Below are 19,989 nucleotides of genomic sequence, written 5' to 3'. Positions count from 1 at the left end.
GGCGCGCCGTCAGGGATCGAGCGGCTCGTCCGGGATGGTTTCGGCGCTGATCGGTTCCGCATGGAAGTCGGCGAGATCGACGTGGCGGGTCCTGGCCCAGTAGTCGACGATCCGCCACGGCAGCACCGCCACGACACGACCCTCGGGGTTGCGGTACCAGTTGGTCATCGCCGGGTGCGTCCACACCATCTGCGCGTGCGCGCGGTCGACGGCGTCGTTGTACTCGTCGGTGACGTCGCGGCGCACCTCGAGTGCGCCGAGTCGGTTCTCGATCATGGCGCGGATGGCGTCGCAGACGTAGCGCACCTGGTACTCGAGGATGCTGATGAAGCTTCCGCCGTGTCCGAGTGCGGTGTTGGGGCCGGTCAGGATGAACAGGTTGGGGAAGTCGGGTGCGGTGATGCCGAGGTAGGCGTACGCGTCGTGATCGCCCCAGGCCTCGACCGTCGTCTTGCCGCTGCGACCGGCGACGTCCATCGGGTACAGGTAGCGGTCGCTGTGGAAACCGGTCGCGAACACGATGATGTCGAAGTCGTGCGCCCGGCCGGTGCTGTCGACGAGACCGGTGGCGGTGACGGAGTCCACGCCGTGGCCCACCAGCTCGACGTTCGGCTGCCGCAACATGCGGAACCAGCCGTTGTCCAACAGCATCCGCTTGCCGAAGGGCGGGTAGTCGGGTGTCGACAGCTCGATCAGGTCGTCGCGGTCGCCCAGTTCGGCGCGCATGTAGCGCAGGTAGAACTCGCGGTGACCGTGATTCACGGCGTTGATCGATGCGGTGGGCTCGGGCCATTCGGGATCGACGTGCAGGGTGGAGTGGACCTTGTCGTTGAAGATCCAGGACAGCCGGGCGCGATACCACTCGCGGTAGCCGGGCAGGTTGTTCATCAGCCAGTGCACGCCGTCGCCGACGGGGGCGAAGTAGTCGTCGTTGGGGGCGATCCACTGCGGGGACCGCTGGAAGATCGTCAGCGACCCGACCTTGCCGGCGATGGCCGGACCGATCTGCATCGCCGAGGCGCCGGAGCCGACGATGGCGACCCGTTTGCCGGCCAGGGCGCCGGGCTCGTCGAGTTCCGTGGGCCAGTCGGCGGAGTGGAACATGCGGCCGGCGAAGGAGTCCATGCCGCTCAGCTGGGGGAGCTTGGGGCGATTGAGGATTCCGACAGCACTGATGAGAATCCGCGAGGTGAGGGTGCTCTGACTTCCGTCCCGGTCCCGGACCCGGACGATCCACTGCTGGGCGGCGGAATCATAGGTGGCGGAGAGGACCTCGGTGCCGAACCGGACGCGGTCGCGCACCGCGTGGCGGTCGGCGAAGGCCTGCAGGTAGCCCTGGACCTCGTCGCGTTTGCCGAAGTGGGTCGACCAGTCGTGGTCGAAGGACGAGATCGAGTACAGGTAGCTCGGGGTGTCCACACCGGCGCCGGGGTAGTGGTTCTCGTACCAGGAACCGCCGACATCGTCGTTCTTCTCGAGAACGGTGTGCTCGATGCCGGCCTCCGCGAGCTGGGTGGAGATCAGCATCCCGGCCACGCCCGCGCCGATGACGAGGGCGGTCATCGTCGTGCCGAGGTCCGCGGGCAGCGTCGACAGGTGGCTGCCGCGGAGGTCGCCCCGCACGATCTCACTCATCATGGGGCCGAATTCCGGCGCCACCGGCTCGCCGGCGGTGAAGGACATCAGGGCGGCGACCAGTTCCTCGTCGGCAGGTTCGCGTGCGGGTGAACCCTGCTCGTACCAGTTCTCCAGGGCCTCGACGACGGCGTCGTGGATCTCGGCCTGCACCTCCTCGGGCAGCCCGCCCGTGGAGTTGTCGTCCATGCCGCGACTGCGCGTCGGGCGGTATCGGTCACTCAGCCACCGGCGATCGCCGGTCATCTCCACCAACACGGCCAGCAGTGTCGGGATGTTGCCCGCGGCGACGGCCGAACGGATCTCCGAGGTGGTGGGGCGCGTCTCCGGACGGAGGGAAACTGATGTCATAGATGCAACTAACCACTGTTAGTCCCGTCCCGTCAACACCGGGGATTTCCCATCAATCGGCGCTTGACGCCTCCGATCCGGTATGGGACTGTGTGCTCAGTCATACTAACAACGGTTAGTGATCACGGAGGTTGACATGGAACTCAGCGAGGCAATGCGCACGACGGGCACCTGCCGCTACTTCAGCGACAAGCCGGTCGAGGACGAGGTGTTCTACCAGGCGTTCGACGACGCGCGCTTCGGCCCGCAGGGCGGCAACCGCCAGCCCGTCCGCTGGGTCGTGGTCCGCGACGACGCCACCAAGAAGGCCCTCGCCGACCTCTACCTGCCGTTCTGGGAGCCGTACTACAACTCGATCCTCGAGGGATCGAAGAAGGTCGGCGCCGTCCCCAAGACCATCGAGAGTGCGAACTACTTCGCACACCACCTCGTCGAGGTGCCCGCGCTCGTCGTGGTGTGCGCCGAGATGGAGGGACTGCACCCCACCGATCACGAACTCGGCCGGCTCAGTGTCGTCGGCGGTGCGTCGATCTACCCGAGTGTGCAGAACCTGACGCTCGCGCTCCGCCAGCAGGGCGTCGCCACCGCACTCACGACCCTGCTCTGTGCGGCCGAGAACGACGTCAAGGAACTGCTCGGCATCCCGGACGACTACATCACCGCCGCGCACATCGCCGTCGGCTACCCGCGAGACGGCTTCCCGCGCAAGCTCACCCGCAGCCCGGTCGAGGACATCGCCTACCTCGACCGCTTCGACAACCGGATGTTCGCGTGAGTGCCCCCGTCATGGCCTCGGACCGCACCTTGACCGAGATCCAGACCTCGCCGCTGGGTCGCGCGACCATCGGTGACCAGCTGCGCAGGCTGTCACGTTCGCAGGGTGGCAAGCCCGCGATCATCGCGTACGACGCCGACGGTGGCCGCACGTCGACCAGCTATCGCGAGCTCGACGGGATGGCCAACCGGGTCGCGCACGTCCTCGCCGACCTCGGTGTCCGACGCGGCGACCGCGTCGCGGTGATGAGCCGCAACCGCGTCGAGTCCGTAGCCACCTACTACGGCACGCTGAAGCTCGGGGCGGCGTACTCCGGGGTCAGCCCGATGTTCCGCGAGAAGGAGATCGCCCAGCAGCTGGGTCATCTGGAGCCCGCGGTGCTCGTCGTCGAGCGCGACCTGGCCTCGCTCGCCGGGCCGATCGCCGACAGCCTCGGGATCTCGGTCCTCGTCGTCGGGGAGTCGGCGTCGAACTCGTGGAACTCCTTCGACGACCTCGTCGGGCGGGCCGAGGACGCCGAGCCCGACGCGGACGTCGACGAACACGATCTGGCCATGATCGTCTACACCAGCGGTACCGAGTCGACGCCGAAGGGCGTGGAGATCGCGCACCGCAACTACCTGATCTCCACGGCCCCGGCGTACACGTGGGGACTGCGCTGCCAGAACGACGACGTCTGGCTGTACGTCATGCCTTTCCACACGATCGCCGGGATCGGCTCGCTCACGTCCCTGACCCTGCTGGGCGCCACGCTCGTGCTGCCGGCCGCGATCGACCCGGCGACCTCCCTGCGGATGATCCGCGACGAGAAGATCTCGGTGCTCGCCCAGACCCCGACCTTCTTCATCGCCCTGGCCAACCACCCCGACTTCGGGCCCGACACCGTCGGCACGGTCCGCCGCTGTCTCACCTACGGCGGCCAGGTGTCGCCGCATGCGGTCGACGCATGGGCCTCCGCCACCCCGGAATCGGTGTGGGGAACGTACTGGGGCCAGTCCGAACTCACCCAGTTGGGGTCGGTCGGGTGGTTCAAGCGGCTCGAGGACGTGCCCGGTGCGGACCCGACCTGGATCGGCCGGCCGGTCGGCCATCTCGAGGTGCGTGTCGTCGACGCCGACGGCAATGATGCCGAGGAAGGCGAACTGCTCTGCCGCACACCGTCGGTCATGCTCGGATACTTCAAGGACCCGGAGAAGACGGCGCAGGTCCTCGAGGGCGGCTGGGTCCACACCGGCGACATCGTGCGCATCGACGACGAGGGCAACATGTTCTTCCGCGACCGGCGCAAGGACATGATCAAGACCGGCGGATACAACGTCGCCTCCCAGGAGGTCGAACGTGTGCTGCAGGCGCATCCCGACGTGGAACGGGCCGCGGTCGTGGGTCTGCCCGACCCGTACTGGTCCGAGGCGGTCACCGGTTTCGTCGTGCTCCGCGCGGGTACCTCGGTGTCCGCGGAGGACATTCGCGAGCACTGCCGATCCGAACTGGCATCGTACAAGGTGCCCAAGGCGGTGTATCTCGTCGACGAACTGCCGACCGACGCCCAGGGCAAGTTGCTCAAGCGCGAGTTGAGGAGAGCCTATGGAACCCCTCAGGGCTGACGACCCCACTGCGGTCGCTGCCGAGGTCGTCCCGGGTCGGGTGGCGGAGGAGCGTCCGCGCACCCGCCGGGACGAGATCGCGGAGGCCGCGGCGCGCTACTTCGCCGAACACGGGTACGCCAACGCGGGGATGCGTGACATCGCCGAGGCCGTGGGCATGCGAGGTGCGAGTCTCTACAACCACTTCCACTCCAAAGAGGAGATCCTCTACGCGATCGCGCTGCGGATGACCGAGGATCCGCAGGCGGACCTGCTCCTGCTCGACGGTGAGGGCGGACCCGTTCAGCGGCTCACCGGCCTGGTCGAGGCCCACGTCCGGCGCCTCGCGCGCCACCGGGTGGAACACCTTGTGGCGCTGCGGGAACTGTCGGCGCTGACGCCCGAACATCGCCGGATCGTCACCGACTACCGCAAGTACTACCAGCGGCGCATCCGGGACGTGATCGAGGCCGGCGCCCGCATGGGCGTGTTCGAGGTGCGCGACGCCCATCAGTCCGCCATCGCGGTGCTCGACCTGATGAACGGCATCAGCTGGTGGCTGCGCGACGACCACGACGTCGACCAGTTGGTCGACGACTACGTCGATTTCACGATTCGCGGGATCCTCCACCATCAGGCGGATTCGTGAGCGGTCCGCTCGCCGGTGTACGCGTCGTAGAGATGCCGGGACTGGGTCCGACGCCGCACGCGGCGATGATGCTCGCCGACCTCGGCGCCGACGTCATCCGGATTCGACGCCCCGGCCCCGAGGCGCCCGGCCCGGACGGCATCGTCGAGGCGGACGCCGGCCTGTACCGGTCCCGCCGCAGTATCGAGGCCGACCTCAAGGACCCCGCCGACCTGGCTCGCATCCGCGAGATGATCGTGCGCGCGGACATCCTCGTCGAGGGTTTCCGGCCGGGCGTCATGGAACGGCTCGGACTCGGACCCGAGATCTGCGACGACGCACCGCAACTCGTCTATGCCCGGATGACCGGATGGGGACAGGACGGTGACCGCGCTATGCTCGCCGGTCACGACATCAACTACCTCGCCGTGACGGGTGTGCTCGAGGCGATGGGTCCGGCCGGATCACCGCCCGTGCCGCCACTGTCGCTGGCCGGCGACTTCGGCGGGGGATCGATGCTCCTCGTGGTCGGAGTGCTGGCCGCGCTGCACGACCGGTCGCGCACCGGGCGCGGGCAGGTCGTCGACGCCGCGATGGTCGACGGGGCCGGTCTGCTCGCACAACTGCAGTGGTCGTGGAAGGCGGCCGGCCGCTGGGTGTCCCGGTCGGAGGGCAACCTCCTCGACGGCTCCGCTCCCTTCTACGCGACGTACGAGTGCGCGGACGGCAGGTTCGTCGCCGTCGGGGCACTCGAGGAGAAGTTCTGGCGCAACCTGATCGGCACCCTCGGCCTCGGTGACCTACCCGACCGCTGGGATCGCACACACTGGCCGGTCATCTCCGCCGCGCTCGCCGCCCGGTTCGCCACGCGCAGCCGCGATCAGTGGGCCGATGAGTTCGCCTGTGTCGACGCGTGCCTGACGCCCGTGCTCGACTTCGACGAGGCGGCCGCCGATCCCGTTGCGCGGCAACGGGGCAGCTACGTCACCGTCGACGACGCCGTCCAGCCCGCACCCGCACCACGGTTCTCCCGAACTGTCCTGCCCGCACCGTCAGAGTCCTCGACCGCGGACCTGACGCAGATTCTCGATCATTGGTCGACCGATTCACCTGTGGAGGTGTCGTGAGTTTCGCCAGCCCGTTCCCCGACGTCGAGATCCCCGAGGTCAGCGTCCACGAGTTCCTGTTCGGCTCCATCGCCGACGACGAGCTCGAGCGCACCGCGCTGGTGGACCCGAAATCCGGTGCGGTGACGTCGTATGGGGAACTCATCACCCAGATCGACGCGGTTGCCGGCTGGCTGGCGTCGCGGGGGATCGGTGTCGGCGACGTGGTGGGCATCCTGTCGCCGAACATTCCGGCGTTTGCGACGGTGTTCCACGGCATCCTGCGTGCCGGAGCGACCGCGACGACGATCAACGCGCTTTTCACCGCGCCCGAGATCGCCAAGCAACTCCGGGATTCCGGCGCCGCGATGCTGGTCACGATCTCGCCGATGGCAGCGCAGGCCAAGGCCGCCGTCGCCGAGGTCGGGTTGGACGACACGAGCCTCGTCGTCCTCGACGGAGACGGACAGGAGATCTCGGGACATCCGAACGCCGCCCACGTGCTCGGCGCCGGACTACCCGCGCCCCAGGTGACCTTCGATCCGGCCACCCACGTGGCGGTCCTGCCCTACAGTTCCGGGACCACCGGCAATCCGAAGGGTGTCGCACTCTCGCACCGGAATCTGGTGGCCAATGTCGCCCAGTTGAAGCCGTTGCAGGGGATGACCGCCGACGATGTGGTGATCGCGGTGTTGCCGTTCTTCCACATCTACGGCATGACGGTGTTGCTGAACGCGGCGCTGTTCAACCGTGCCTCGCTCGTCGTGATGCCGAAGTTCGACCTGGTGGAGTTCCTGGAGAGCATCCAGAACCACAAGGTGACGATGGCCTACATCGCGCCGCCGGTCGCGGTGGCGCTGGCCAAGCATCCGATCGTGGACGACTACGACCTGTCGTCGTTGCACACGATGATGTCGGGTGCGGCCCCGCTCGATGACGAGCTGGGTCAGGCGGTCGCCAAGCGTCTGGACCTGCACATGCTGCAGGGCTACGGCATGAGCGAGCTGTCCCCGGTGTCCCACATCATCCCGTTCGACACCCAGGCGACGCTGGGTCGTGAGGATCCGCCGTTGTCCTCGACGGGGTGGCCGGTGCCGAACACGGTGAACAAGATCGTCGACCCGGCCACCAGCGACGAGGTCCCGATGCCGACCGAGGGCCTGTCGGAGCCCGGTGAGTTGTGGGTGCAGGGGCCGAACGTGATGCTCGGCTATCTCAACAACGAGCAGGCCACCGCCGACACCATCGACGCCGACGGCTTTCTCCACACCGGCGATCTCGCGCAGGTCGACCCGACCGGTTGCGTGTACATCGTCGACCGCCTCAAGGAGCTCATCAAGTACAAGGGCTACCAGGTGCCCCCGGCCGAGTTGGAGGCGCTGCTCCTGACCCACGAGAAGATCGCTGACTCGGCGGTGATCGGCGTCATCGATGCGGAGTCGGGGGAGGAGATCCCCAAGGCGTTTGTGGTGCGGCAGCCGGATGCGCAGCTCACCGCTGATGAGGTGATGGGGTTCGTGGCGTCGAAGGTGGCTCCGCACAAGAAGGTTCGTGCGGTGGAGTTCATCGAGGCGATCCCGAAGTCGGCGTCGGGCAAGATCCTGCGCAAGGACCTGCGCACCTAGACGCGGAAAACGCTAGTCACAAACTAAATATGTCTCAATTGATTGACAGGCGACCAAATCTTTGTGATGGTGACCACACCCTGATCGATTGGAGACATACTGTGGCAGCCACCATTCCGACAACCGACCTGGAGCTGACGACGGCGGAGGGCGGGATCGCTCCGTACCCGGCAATCCTGGGTATCGCCGAACTGGGACCGGTCGTCTATCACGAGCCCAGCAGCTCGTATGTGGTCACCACCTACTACGACTGCGCCCGGGTGCTGGGTGACGCGAGGTCCTTCCGGCAGCCCGCGGTGATGTACGAGACCCTGTTCGGTGCTCCGACGATGACGAGCGTGGAAGGCAAGCGGCACAAGGAGCTTCGGAGTATCTGGTCGTCGGCTTTCACCCGTGCCGAAGTGCGGTCCCGATGCGAGGGAATGGTCGAGGAGGCCGTCCGTAGGCGCGTCGACGACGTGTGTCGCCGGGTCGCTGCCGGCGAACAGGTGGAGGTCGTCAGGAATCTGACCCGCCAGATCCCTTCCGACGTCATCGCCGAGATGACGGGTGTGCCGCGCGAGGACAAGAGCGACTTCATCCGTTGGAGCGATCAGTTGGTGGCGATTTTCGAGTCGGAGGCAGCGACGGGGGAGCGCAAGGCCGAGCTCCAGATGCACGGTGCGCAAGGAGTTGCCTCGCTCAACGACTATGTGGCAGGCCGTCTCCGGTCCGGAGCGCACGACGACGCCCCGGACCTGATCGGGGACATGGTGCGGAGCGACGTGTCCATGTCCGTCGAGGAGATGGTGGCGTCGGTGTCGCTTCTGGTCTTCGGCGGCAATGACACGAGCTCGAACCTGATGGCGACGACGCTGTGGGCATTGGGCCGGCATCCGGAGCAGTGGGAACTGCTCAAACAGGATCGATCACTCGTCCCCCACGCGATCGAGGAGGTCAACCGCTGGTGGAGTGTCGGTCAGACAAACTGGCGGGTCGCCGACGAGGGTGCGGAGGTCGCCGGCGTGTCGATTCCGGCGGGCTCGACAGTGCTGTGCCTGGTGGGTGCGGCCAACCGGGACCCGAGCCGCTGGGATGACCCGCACAAGTTCGACATCACGAGAGAGTACTTGCGGAATCTCGGCTTCGGCTCCGGGTCCCACATGTGCCTCGGCAAGTCGCTGGCACAACTCGAGATCGAGACGTGGCTCAACAACATGCTCGACGGTCTGCCCCGGTGGCGGGTTGCGCGTGCCGACTGGAACGCGCCCTTCGGCACTCCACTCGGCCCGGCGGCGTTGGTCATCGAGGCCGACCCCGGTGGCCGATGGCGCGGTGATGTCTGCGGCGACGGGCGCGGTGTGAATGAACACCGTCCTGTGTCCGGCATGCGGGGCGATCGTGGAGAGTGACGACGAGGGCGACCTCATCGCGCGCGTCCGGGAGCACACCGAGACCGCGCATGACTACGTCATCCCGTCGGAACATGTCCTGCTCGCCATGAACCGGGACGACGAGTTCCACTGACTCCGACGGCAACAGGTATCCCGGGATCGCCAAGATTCTCGGTGGCTACCCGGCACCCACGTGTCGGTCGACACGTGGGAACGCTGGGTCGTCGACAGGGACTTGGGGGCTACAGCTAGCGAGACCGGGGTGCGGCTAACCCACGTCGCGCTTGCTGAATCCGGCGACGCCGAGGGCCACGGCGACGGCTGCCAGTGCGGTGACGCCGAGAACTCCGCCCGCCGTCACGGTGTCGAGGGGAGCCTGCGGCAGATGATGGAACGGCGACGCCACGCGTGTCCACTCGGGTAGCTGGAAGGACTCGGCCAGTATCTCGGCGACGAGGCAGTACGCGAAGTACGTCCAGGCGAGGATCGCGGCGGTCCGGGGCAGGCAACCGACGCCGGCCACGGCGACCGTGACGATCAGCCAGACGGCCGGGACGTACACCGCGGCCGCGGCGAGCAGGCGTGGGATCTGGCCGAGATCACCGATGGTGAGGCCATAGGCCAACCCTTCGCCGACCGCGCCGGCAGCCAGGACGACGGTGCTGCCCGCGAGTGCCATCGCGATATGGCCGGCGAGCCAGGCGATCCGGTTGGTGTTCGCCGCGATGATCGGCTCCGCCCGTCCGGCGGTCTCCTCTCGGCGCGCCCGCAGGGCACTGTTCACCCCGTATCCCGCCGACAGCAGGGCGGCGATCGTGAGCGTGAGCGCGAGGTAGGCATCGACGGCGTCCGCGGCGCCGCCGGGCAGGAACTCCGCGATCTGCGGGTTGTCCGCGATGAAGTCGGTGATCGCGTCGCCGAACGATCCGTATGCGGCCGACAGGACGAACACGCCGGCCACCCAGGCGGCGATGGATCCGCGGTGCAGACGCCACGCCATCCCTGTCGTCGTCTGCGACAGTCGCGATGCCTCCGCACGCCCGGCGCGGTTGCCGAAGATCCCGGCGCCGAAATCGCGGTGTTCGGAGACGGCCACTGCGGCTGCGAGGGTGAGCAACGACGCGACCAGTGGCAGGAGGAGAGGCCACCATCGGTCGGTGGAGTAGGGAAGCGTGCGCTGGCCCCAACCGATCGGCGAGAGCCACGACGCCGCTCCGTTGCCGACATCACCGATTGCCCGCAGCACATACGCCAGCCCGAGCATGGCCGTGATCGATCCGTACACACTGCGGGGGTTCTCGAAGATCTGCGCGGCCAGCGCCGTGAGCGTCGCGAAGGTGAGACCCACACCTGCCAGTGCCGCTCCGAAGAGCACCGACCCGCCGAGCGGGAGCCCGGTGGCCGCGGCGGTGACTGCGACGGCGACCCCGGCGGCTAGGTTCGCGAGGGCGGCGAGGGCCAGTGCGGTGGCGACCGGTGCATCGCGGCCCACACGCGTCGACCGGAGGAGTTCGGCGCGGCCGTTCTCCTCGTCGGTGCGTGTGTGGCGACCGACGAGAAACATCGACATGAGTCCGAGAACGATTGCGGCATAGCCGGATATCTCGAACACGACCTCGCCGCCGATGCTGGCGAGCAGTTCTTTGGGTCCGGCGAGTGCGACGACTGCAGGACTTCCGCCGAGGGTCTCGCGCAGGGCGGCCAGTTTGGCGGGGGTGTCGTAGAGGTTCTGGCTGCCGACGGCTTGGAAGCCCACCAGGGCTGCGGTTCCGCCGATCCACGCGAGGAGGGCGGCTCGTTCGCGTCGCAGGTAGAACCGGAGCAGGGTGCCGAGACCGGTGGCGTCCGCCTTCCGCCCCGCGCTGCCCACCGATCGCGGCTCGGCGACCTGCGTCATCTCGATCTCCGCCATCCGGTCTCAGCCCCCGTAGTGCCGGAGGAAGATGTCCTCCAAGGTCGGTGGAGCACTGGTCAGGTCGCGGACGCCCAGGGTCGCGAGTTCGCGGACCACCGTGTCCAGTGCGTTGGCGTCGACGGTGCAGCGGATGCGATGCCCGTCACGGATCAGGTCGTGCACGCCGGGAACCTCGTCGAGTGGCGCGGGATTGTGGGCGGTCTCGGCACTGATCTCGAGGCGGCCGAGGTGGCGGAGTTCGGTCAGCGAGCCGCTGTCCACCGTCCGGCCCGCCCGGACGAGGGTGACCCGATCGCAGAGGGCTTCGACCTGGGCCAGGATGTGGCTCGACAGCAACACGGTGCGTCCACGCCGGCGCTCCTCCTCGATGCACCGCTGGAACTCGGCTTCCTTGAGCGGGTCCAACCCGGCCGTCGGCTCGTCGAGGAGGAGGAGTTCGGCATCGGAGGCGAGCGCGGCGATCAGCGCGACCTTCTGCCGATTGCCCTTCGAGTACGTGCGGGACTTCTTGCGCGGGTCGAGTTCGAAGCGCTCGATCAGTTCGTCGCGACGACGCCGGTTCCGGTCGCCGCGGAGATTGCACAGGAGATCGATGACCTCGCCGCCGGTGACGCCCGGCCACAGATTCACCTCACCGGGCACATAGGCGATGCGTCCGTGCAGGTTCACGTCGTCCCGCCACGGATCGCGGTCCAGAACGCGTACGACACCCGAATCCGCCCGCAGCAGCCCGAGCAGAATCCGGATCGTGGTTGTCTTGCCGGAGCCGTTCGGTCCCAGGAAGCCGTGGACCTCGCCGTCGTCGACGGTCAGGTCGAATCCGTCGAGGGCCTTGACATGGCCGAACGACTTGGTCAGGTTCTGGATCGTGATCGCGGCCACGATCTCAGATTAGAACGCTTCGGGCGTTTTGGTCGCGGGGTCGAAAGTCATCTGATCGCGGGTCGGGCGTCCGGATCGGGAAGTGGCGGAGCGGAGGCGTCGCTCGGGTGGCGTGTCGCGGGGGAGGACCTGCGATAAAGTCTATTGATGAACCATTCACTGATAGAGTATGTGGCGGTCGGGTGCCGTTCTTCCAGTGCATGAGAGGACCACGATGACGAAGGTCGCGGGGATACCAGCAGAGTCGGTTCGCCATCGGTACCCGCACGTGTTCGAGCCGTTGCAGCTCGGCTCGGTGACGATACCGAACCGGATCGTCAGAACCGCGCACACGACGCACCAGCCGCTGACCCCGGGTGGCGGACTGGCCGAGTACCACCTCGAACGTGCCCGCGGCGGCGTCGGTCTGTCGATCCTGGGTGCCGCCTCGGTGCACCCGTCCGCGGCCATGGAACTGGCGCCCTACGATCCCGCGACAGTCCCGGCATACAGCCGACTGATGGCGCGGATAGAGCGGTATCCGATGAGACTCATGCAGCAGTTGTGGCACCCGGGATCCGCGGCCCATGCGAATGCGCTGGGCGGGCCGATGTGGTCGGCCGGCGATGTTCCCAACCCCGTCCGGGGTCTCGTGCCGATCCCGATGACGCAGACCATGATCGACGATGTCGTCGAGGGATTCGCCGTCTCGGCTCGTCATGTCCGGGAAGGCGGGCTGCACGGTGTGGAGATCCACGCCGGACACAACTACCTGGTCTCGCAGTTCCTGTCGCCGGTGACCAACAACCGGACCGATGACTACGGGGGGTGCGAGGAGAACCGGTTGCGGTTCCTGCGCGAGATCGTTGCCGCGATCCGGCAGGAGACCGGTGCCGATTTCCCGATCGGTGTGCGATTGTCCAGCGACGAGGACGTCCCCGGTGGCAACACTCCGGCCGACGCCCGGAGGATCGCCGAGGCGCTCGGGGACTCGGTCGATTTCGTCGATGCCTCGTTCGGCGGGTACTACCGCTTCGTGCGGATGATGGCGACAGGAGACGGCTATCCCCTCGGCTATGAGCTGCCCGCCTCGGAGCAGGTGACGCGTGGACTGGCCGTTCCCACGATCGTCACCGGCCGGATCATGACACTCGACGACGCGGAGCGTGTCCTGGCCTCCGGCCAGGCGGACATGGTGAGCATGGTCCGGGCACTGATCGCCGATCCGGAGATCGTCCGCAAGACGGTCGACGGTCGGGAGGCCGAGATCCGGCCGTGCATCGGCACCAACGAGGGGTGCGTCGCGGGCCGTCGTGGAACCTTCGGCTGCGTGGTGAATCCCGTTGCCGGCAAAGAGGTCACGTGGACAGCTGATCCGTCGCCGGCGCCGCGAACGAAACGTGTGCTGGTGGGTGGGGGCGGTCCCGCGGGGATGGAGGCGGCCCGCGCCGCTGCGCTGCGCGGCCATGACGTCGAGCTGCTGGAGATGACGCAGCAGCTCGGCGGGCAGGTCGCGATCGGCGCGGCGGCACCCCACCGGTCGGACTACGGGGCGCATGTCCGTTGGCTGGCCGACGAGCTCACCCGATTGGGGGTGAGGATTCGCCTGGGCGTGCCACTGGAGCCGGACATCGTGAGCAGTCTGGCGCCGGATGTGGTGATCGTCGCGGTCGGTGCCTCACCGCGGACGGACGGGTTCACCGCGGCCCGGCCGGCCTTCCGGTTGTCGACGGCGGCCCGCCGCCGGGTCCGGACATCGTGGGAGGTACTGGGTTTCGGTGGGCGGATCGACCGCGCGTCGAGGGTGGTGGTCTACGACGACGACGGCGACTTCGAGGCCATCTCCGTGGTGGAGAGCCTGCTCGACCGGGCGTGCGACGTCATCCTGGTGACCCGGCATCCCACGTTCGGGGTGGGTCTGCCGGAGCCGGCGTCCACCGCGCAGGCCGCGCGCGACCGGATCGCGGGCCATCCGGGCTTCGAACTCATCGCGGACGCGGTGCTGACCGATATCGGGGAGGACGGAGTAGGGGTCGAGTTCCTCGGCTCCGGTCGCACCCGCCGGGTCGTCGCCGACACGGTCGTGATGGTTGGGGCGCGGGAACCCAATCGTGAAGTGGCCGAGGTGATCACCGAGGTCTTCGAAGGTGAGGTCCACGTCATCGGTGACGCGTCGGTGCCGGGCCGGCTGCGCACTGCCGTCCTGGACGGGGCGACGGTCGGGCGAAGCATCTGAATCAACCTGTTCAGGCGATCTGCCACGAACCCGGTCGAGGCCCGGTAGTGTCCCACTATCAGTAAAGTCTAGTAGTCAATAGTCTCGATAAAGACTATTGGGTTGCATGCCGGGCGCTGATCATCCGCGACCATCTCGCCCCGGATCTGGCTGGACCCCAGGGACAAGGAGAACTCATGAAGATCGGCTTGCGGTACGACATGCGAGCGCCCGATCTCGGTCCGGGGTCGGCGAGCCCGCGCGACCTGTACCGGGCCGCCGTCGAGCAATGCCTCTGGGCCGACAAGAAGGGCTTCAACACCGTCTATTTGGCCGAACATCATGGGGCAGAGGACAACTACTGTCCGTCGCCGCTGATCCTGGCGGCCGCGATCGCCGGAGCCACCGAACAGATAGAACTGCACTTCTCCGCACTGTGCGTCACGATGCACGACCCCCTGCGACTCGCCGAGGACCTCGCTGTGCTCGACCTCATCGCAGGTCCCGGCCGGGTGTTGGTCACCGCCGGAATCGGTTATCGCCCGGAGGAATTCGACATGTTCGGCGTCGACTTCCCCAATCGTGGCAAGGTCTTCGAGGACAAGCTCGAAGTCCTCCGCGCCGCGTGGCGCGGTGCGGAATTCGACTACCGAGGCACCCGCGTCCGCGTCACACCGGTCCCGGGAACCCCGGGTGGACCGACTCTGTACATCGGGGGAAACGCCAAACCGTCCGCCCGGCGAGCGGCACGGATGGGCCTGGGTTACCGGCCGGCCACCGAGGACCTCTACCGCTTCTACGTGGAGGAGTGTGCCAGGCTCGGGCATCCCGAACCCGAACCGTTCCCGCGGCACGGTCCGGCGTTCCTTTACGTGGCCGAGGATCCGGAACAGGCCCTGGAGCAGGTGGCACCGCACGTCATCTATGCCAGCAACATGTACGCCTCCTGGGCAGGCGAGCGGGCGAACGCCACCACGAATGGGTACTGGGCCCAGAAGAGCGATCTCGACTCCATCCGGAACGATCCCTCGATGTGGATCGTGAGTCCGGATGAAGCGGTACGACGGCTCTCCGAACTCGACGACGGCTACGAGTTGCGGGTGCATTCGCTACTCGGTGGTCTCTCACCCGAATTGTCCTGGCGCAGCCTCGAATTGCTGGTCGACAAGGTGCTTCCTCGCGTTCGCTCGGCACAGCCGGTGAGTTGACTGTTGACTGACCGTCCATCCGACCGGCAGGGGAGCGAGGCTTCGTGACGGTTATGTCTCACTTCACGGTCGAATCCGAGTGTGAGCCAGTTCATAGGTAGGTACCTAGGTACTTTTGCGAATGGATTCGGGTGTCCGCGCCGACCAAGGTGGGAGGTGGCAAAAGGAGGCCTGGTCATGAACGCTATGCAGCTGGACGTACTGGAGCGAGTGGCTGTCGATCAATTGGCAGCACACATCGTCGGGTCGCGCGACGTGGTGATGTCGGCCCCGCGCACGTGCGTCGCCGAGACGGACACCTCGGCCGTGCGCAGGCTCGTCGAACTGGGTCTCGTCGACGACAATGCGGATTCGACCGGTCGGCCGCGAATCCGGGTCACGCCCGCCGGTGTCGAGGCGCTGGCCTACCTCGCGTCGGTGGCTTGAGAAGGATCAGAGGCTCTCGTCGGCGCTGACCCACCGCGCGATCTGCGTGCGCGACCGGAACCCGAGCTTGGTCAGGATGTGGTCGACGTGGGCGTCGACGGTACGGGCGGAGATCGTCAGTTTGGTGGCGATCTCCTTGTTCGTGAGGCCGTCCGCGACCAACGTCGCCACCTCGTTCTCGCGGCGGGTGAGGGAGGAGCGTAGAGATGCGGTCCCCGAGCGTCCCTGGGTCGCGGGCGTCCGGCCGGAGACGAGCTGGACCGCGACCTCGAGAGTCGACTCTCGCCCCATCGCATAGGACTTCTCGAAGCCCTCGTCGCCCAGCTCCGCGCGCAACTTCTTCTCGACGGTGGTCGTCACCGGGTTGATCGCGGCCTGGGCGAGAGTCATGTGACTGTGTTGGTGCCACACGGTCTGCGCCGACCCCAAGAGTGTCGCCGCCCGTTCGGGGTCGGTGCCGGCGGCACACCACCCGCTGACCTCGATGCACACGGCAACCATGCCGGGATAGTCGAAGGCCCGATACAATTCGATCGCTTCGGCCATCAACGCCTTTGCGGCGCTGATGTCTCCCTGGTGCCAGCGAAGAATGCCCATCGGACCCAGTGCGATCGCCTTCACCAGGTGCGTGCCGTGCTGATCGGCATAGTCGAGGTAGCGAGTCGTGTACTGGTCTGCGTTCTCGTCTTCGGTGATGAAGGCATACAGCGCGGACAGTGCCAGACAATCCGCGACGAACCCGACGTTCACCCGGTCTGACCTCCCCGCGATCGCTTCCTCGGCGAGGTCGAAGGCCCGGGGTGCGTCGTGACGCAACGACGCTTCCAATCCTGCCGCGAACCGCGCGCTGAAGACGAGCTCGTCGGTCGCGGCCACTCGTTCGGCGAGTTCGGTGTACTCGGCGAGATACGTGTGTGCTCGCTCGACCTCACCGACGAGGAAACCGAGGACACTGCCGATGAGCAGTGCATTCGCCCGATCGACCGTCGGCTCGCCGAGCAGGTCGACCGCGCGGTTCGCCCACTCGAATCCTTCCCGCAGGGTCCCCGACTGTGACCAGTACGGGCGAAGGGTGCGCACCATCTCGGCCGCCGCGGCCCCGTCTCCCGTCTCGAGGCTGAACGCCAGTGCCTCGCGGATGTTCGCGTGTTCGGCGCGGGTGCGCCGGAACCACTCGACGTCGTCCGGACTGCAGTAGTCGGTGTCCGAGGTCTGGGCCAGGCGTAGGAAATGGTCGCGATGGCGCATTCGCACCGCAGTCGCATCGGAGGACGACTCGAGCTTCGCGAGGGCGTACTGGCGCATCGGTTCCAACAATCGATAGCGTCCCTGCGGCTCGTGGTCCTCGTCGACGCGCACGATCATCGACTTGTCGAGGAGCCCGATCAGTTCCCGCAGCACCCCTGCGCCCGTCTCGGAGGGTAGGCAGACGCCATCGGCGGTCTCCGCGGTGAAACCGCCTGCGAAGACCGAGAGCTGTTCCCACACTTGACGTTCGCGTGGTGAACACAGCTGATAACTCCAGTCCACCACGGACTCCAGGGTCCGGTGGCGTGCCGACCGGTTCCGTTCGCTCGACATCATCATCGCGGAGTCGCCCAGTCGCGCTGCTATCTCGGCGGGCCCGAAGACCCTGATATTGGCGGCGGCCAGTTCGATCGCCAGCGGCAGTCCCTCGAGTCGTCGGCAGATCTCCTCGACCGCGGCGCGATTGTCCTCGGTGACGCGGAAATGGGGCTGTGCGGCCGAGGCGCGTTCTTCGAACAGTTGCATCGCCTCGCCCAGGCCTCCCGGCGATCCCAGGGTCAGCGGACTGACGGGGAACAGCTGTTCGCCCTCGACGCCGAGTACCTGGCGGCTGGTCGCGAGGATCTTCACGGCTGGGGCCACCGACAGCAATCGGCCGACCACCTCGGCGCACGCGTCGATGAGATGCTCACAGTTGTCGAGCACCAGGAGGAGCTTCTTCGCGCGCAGGTGCTCGGCCAACGTGCCGAACGCGTCGGAGGAATCACTCGGGAGGCCGAAGAGTCCGCACAGGGTCTGTGTCAGCAGACCGGTCTGCCGGAGGTCGGCGAGTTCGACGAGCCAGACGCCGTCGGGGAACTCGCGTCGTACGCTGGCGGCGACGGCGAGGGCCAGACGGGTCTTCCCGACTCCGCCGACGCCGGTCAGCGTCAGCAGTCGTGCGGTTCCGAGCAGGGATCGTGCTCTGGTCAGATCGTCACGCCGGCCGACGAAGCTCGTCAGTTCCACCGGGAGGTTGCCGCTCGGACGCGCAGTCACCGGCCCAGTATCTCACCTTGCCTGCGGGAGAAGTCGGCCTCCATCGGACCGGTCGGCGACGGTCATCGGTCTCCTTCGTCTGTCGGCCGACCGGCGTTGAGTGCAGCGGCCTTTCGCTGCCGCCAGGTGTCGAGGTCGGCGTAGTCGCGGATGGCACCGATCGTGTCGCCGGCGAGTTCGAAGACTCCGGTGACCTCGATCGCTGCTTCGTGAGCTCCGAACCAGAACCGGTCGACGCGCTCGACGAATGTCCGATCGTGATCGGCGAGGTGACTTATCGGTTCCCAGCTGACTCGGTCGGCGGCCGTCAAGGAGACACGTAACGCATCCACGACGGCGGTGCGGCCCGTCACCGGTGGGTGGGGCACGGCCAGGTGGTACGAGATGTCCTCGGCGAGACAGCAGGCGAGGGCGTCGAAGTCGCGGGAGTTGACGGCGTCGAAGAATTCCGCGACGGGGCGGGGCAACTCGATCAACACGGCTCCTTCGTCCTCGGCGATTGTGACGTAGCCTACAAGTAAGTAGTCTATAACTCAATTAATGAAAACGCGATATAACAGCGCGTCAGGAGGGATCGGGATGACCGAAACAGTAGGCGGCGTAACGGAATCGGGCGTGGAGATGAACCGCGTCGACCTGGACGGCGCCGACGCCGACCGCGTGGAGCGGTGGCGCGCGGAGGTCGAGGCCGTCTTCGAGTCCCGGACCGCGACATCGCGCGAGGCGTTCGCCCGGGCACGCGAGCACATTCCGGGCGGGGTTCCCGGCGGTCTCGGCTTCATGAGTCCCCATCCGGTCTACTTCGAGCGCGCCGACGGCGCCTACGCGTGGGACGCCGACGGCAACAAGTATCTGGATGTGATGTCCGGCGACTGGTTGCTGCCGCTCGGGCACTGTCACCCGGATGTGTTGGACGCGACCATCACTCAGTTGCGGCGGGGCACCACCTATTGCTCGCCGCACGTATCGCTGGGTGCCGACCTGGCGGCCGAACTCCATCGTCGTCTCCCGTCGATGGAGCAGATCAGGTTCACCGCGTCCGGTACCGAGGCGACGATGACGGCGCTACGTCTGGCGCGTGCTTTCACCGGCCGGCCGAAGATCGCCAAGATGCGCGGTGGCTACCACGGCACCCACGACCTGTCGCTCGTCGCCAACGGCCGCTTCGCGGATCCGGGCGCGATCCCGCCCGGCCTCATCCCCGGCGTCGAGGATGCCGTGGTGCTGTTGCCGTACAACCACTCCGGCGAGTCGGAGCAGATCCTGGACCGGCATGCCGACGAGATCGCCGCGGTCATCGTCGAGCCGATCCTCGGTGGAACCGGGATGATTCCGGCGACCCCGGAGTTCCTGGCCAGACTCCGCGAGGTCACGAGGCGGCACGGAATGCTCCTCATCCTCGACGAGGTCGTCTCGTTCCCGATGGGTGTCCACGGGGCGCAGGGGCATTTCGGGATCGAACCCGACCTGACCACCCTGGGCAAGGCCATCGGCGGCGGCCTGCCGCTGGCCGCCTACGGTGGCCGCGCCGACATCATGTCGCTGGTCGATCCGGTTCTCGATCCGATGACGCAGATGCGGCACGCGACCACTCTCGGCGGGATACCGGCGACCCTCGCCGCGGGGCTGGCGCAGGTCCGCGCGCTGACACCCGAGGTACACGACCATCTCAACCGGCTCGGCGAACAGCTCCGGCAGGGTGTCCGCGACATCGGCCGCCGGCGTCACGCGCCGCTCCAGGTCACCGGTTTCGCCCACGTCTTCGGCATCCACTGGACCCCGACGCCGGTCGTCGACCTGGAGACGGCTCTCACCTCGGACAAGGCGGTGACCAACCTGCTCACCACCAGCCTCTACAACCAGGGGATCCTGATGTTCAAATCGGCACTCGGGACGGTGACGTCCCCGATGACCGACGACGACGTCGCGATGTTCCTCGACGCGCTGGAACGCTCGGTCGTCGACAGCGGGCTCGTGGGCTGAGGCGTTCCGGGCCGGCCGC

Annotated in this window: 16 protein-coding genes; 11 read left to right on the top strand and 5 right to left on the bottom strand. The window is 67.2% G+C overall.

Features of this window, described 5'->3' with window-relative positions; all coding sequences use genetic code 11:
• Nucleotides 1-9 precede the first annotated feature (9 nt).
• Nucleotides 10-1,986 (bottom strand): NAD(P)/FAD-dependent oxidoreductase, encoded by a 1,977-nt coding sequence (locus NWF34_RS00690; protein WP_258324041.1) that lies wholly within the window; start codon nt 1,984-1,986, stop codon nt 10-12.
• A 136-nt stretch (nt 1,987-2,122) separates the two neighbouring features.
• Here NWF34_RS00690 and NWF34_RS00685 point away from each other — a divergent pair, with 136 nt between their 5' ends.
• The 7 genes from NWF34_RS00685 (at nt 2,123) to NWF34_RS00655 (ending at nt 9,209) form a co-directional block, all read left to right on the top strand.
• Nucleotides 2,123-2,761: a nitroreductase family protein gene (locus NWF34_RS00685; RefSeq protein WP_258324040.1), complete on the top strand. Its 639-nt coding sequence runs from the start codon at nt 2,123-2,125 to the stop codon at nt 2,759-2,761.
• Between the two features lie 11 nt (nt 2,762-2,772).
• Nucleotides 2,773-4,365 (top strand): class I adenylate-forming enzyme family protein, encoded by a 1,593-nt coding sequence (locus NWF34_RS00680; protein WP_258324106.1) that lies wholly within the window; start codon nt 2,773-2,775, stop codon nt 4,363-4,365.
• A complete protein-coding gene (locus NWF34_RS00675) occupies nt 4,346-4,993 on the top strand; it encodes a TetR/AcrR family transcriptional regulator (protein WP_258324039.1) in 648 nt (215 codons plus the stop codon). The genes NWF34_RS00680 and NWF34_RS00675 overlap by 20 nt, the downstream gene beginning before the upstream one ends.
• Entirely contained in the window at nt 4,990-6,099 is a 1,110-nt protein-coding gene (locus NWF34_RS00670) for a CaiB/BaiF CoA-transferase family protein (protein ID WP_258324038.1), read from the top strand. The genes NWF34_RS00675 and NWF34_RS00670 overlap by 4 nt, the downstream gene beginning before the upstream one ends.
• A complete protein-coding gene (locus tag NWF34_RS00665; protein ID WP_258324037.1) occupies nt 6,096-7,703 on the top strand; it encodes an AMP-binding protein in 1,608 nt (535 codons plus the stop codon). The genes NWF34_RS00670 and NWF34_RS00665 overlap by 4 nt, the downstream gene beginning before the upstream one ends.
• 101 nt (nt 7,704-7,804) lie before the next feature.
• Nucleotides 7,805-9,094 carry a cytochrome P450 gene (locus NWF34_RS00660; protein WP_159405549.1) on the top strand — a complete coding sequence of 430 codons (1,290 nt, stop codon included), beginning with the start codon at nt 7,805-7,807 and terminating at the stop codon, nt 9,092-9,094.
• Nucleotides 9,084-9,209 carry a hypothetical protein gene (locus NWF34_RS00655; RefSeq protein ID WP_258324036.1) on the top strand — a complete coding sequence of 42 codons (126 nt, stop codon included), beginning with the start codon at nt 9,084-9,086 and terminating at the stop codon, nt 9,207-9,209. The genes NWF34_RS00660 and NWF34_RS00655 overlap by 11 nt, the downstream gene beginning before the upstream one ends.
• 135 nt (nt 9,210-9,344) lie before the next feature.
• On the opposite strand, the gene NWF34_RS00650 is transcribed toward NWF34_RS00655, so the two are convergent.
• Entirely contained in the window at nt 9,345-10,988 is a 1,644-nt protein-coding gene (locus tag NWF34_RS00650) for an ABC transporter permease (protein ID WP_159405550.1), read from the bottom strand.
• Nucleotides 10,989-10,994: 6 nt separating this feature from the next.
• Complete coding sequence (locus tag NWF34_RS00645) at nt 10,995-11,873, bottom strand: ABC transporter ATP-binding protein (protein WP_024498548.1); 879 nt, start codon at nt 11,871-11,873, stop codon at nt 10,995-10,997.
• A gap of 214 nt (nt 11,874-12,087) precedes the next feature.
• Between NWF34_RS00645 and NWF34_RS00640 the strand changes: the two genes are divergently transcribed.
• The 3 genes from NWF34_RS00640 (at nt 12,088) to NWF34_RS00630 (ending at nt 15,701) form a co-directional block, all read left to right on the top strand.
• Nucleotides 12,088-14,088, top strand: coding sequence for an NAD(P)-binding protein (locus tag NWF34_RS00640; protein ID WP_258324035.1), 2,001 nt, complete (start codon nt 12,088-12,090; stop codon nt 14,086-14,088).
• 176 nt (nt 14,089-14,264) lie between these two features.
• The gene (locus NWF34_RS00635; protein WP_258324034.1) at nt 14,265-15,275 is read left to right on the top strand and encodes an LLM class flavin-dependent oxidoreductase; all 1,011 of its coding nucleotides are present in this window, start codon (nt 14,265-14,267) and stop codon (nt 15,273-15,275) included.
• Nucleotides 15,276-15,452: 177 nt separating this feature from the next.
• Entirely contained in the window at nt 15,453-15,701 is a 249-nt protein-coding gene (locus NWF34_RS00630; protein WP_191834398.1) for a hypothetical protein, read from the top strand.
• 6 nt (nt 15,702-15,707) lie between these two features.
• On the opposite strand, the gene NWF34_RS00625 is transcribed toward NWF34_RS00630, so the two are convergent.
• Both NWF34_RS00625 and NWF34_RS00620 read right to left on the bottom strand, forming a co-directional pair.
• On the bottom strand, nt 15,708-17,987 hold the full coding sequence (locus NWF34_RS00625) for a LuxR C-terminal-related transcriptional regulator (protein WP_258324033.1): 2,280 nt from the start codon (nt 17,985-17,987) through the stop codon (nt 15,708-15,710).
• A gap of 62 nt (nt 17,988-18,049) precedes the next feature.
• Nucleotides 18,050-18,463: a limonene-1,2-epoxide hydrolase family protein gene (locus NWF34_RS00620; protein WP_258324032.1), complete on the bottom strand. Its 414-nt coding sequence runs from the start codon at nt 18,461-18,463 to the stop codon at nt 18,050-18,052.
• A 103-nt stretch (nt 18,464-18,566) separates the two neighbouring features.
• Here NWF34_RS00620 and NWF34_RS00615 point away from each other — a divergent pair, with 103 nt between their 5' ends.
• Entirely contained in the window at nt 18,567-19,970 is a 1,404-nt protein-coding gene (locus tag NWF34_RS00615; RefSeq protein ID WP_258324031.1) for an aspartate aminotransferase family protein, read from the top strand.
• Nucleotides 19,971-19,989: the final 19 nt, after the last annotated feature.

Origin of the sequence: Gordonia sp. GONU (assembly GCF_024733855.1) — a bacterium.
GTDB classification, from domain to species: domain Bacteria; phylum Actinomycetota; class Actinomycetes; order Mycobacteriales; family Mycobacteriaceae; genus Gordonia; species Gordonia amicalis.
This window is presented reverse-complemented; position numbering and strand designations above follow the sequence as displayed.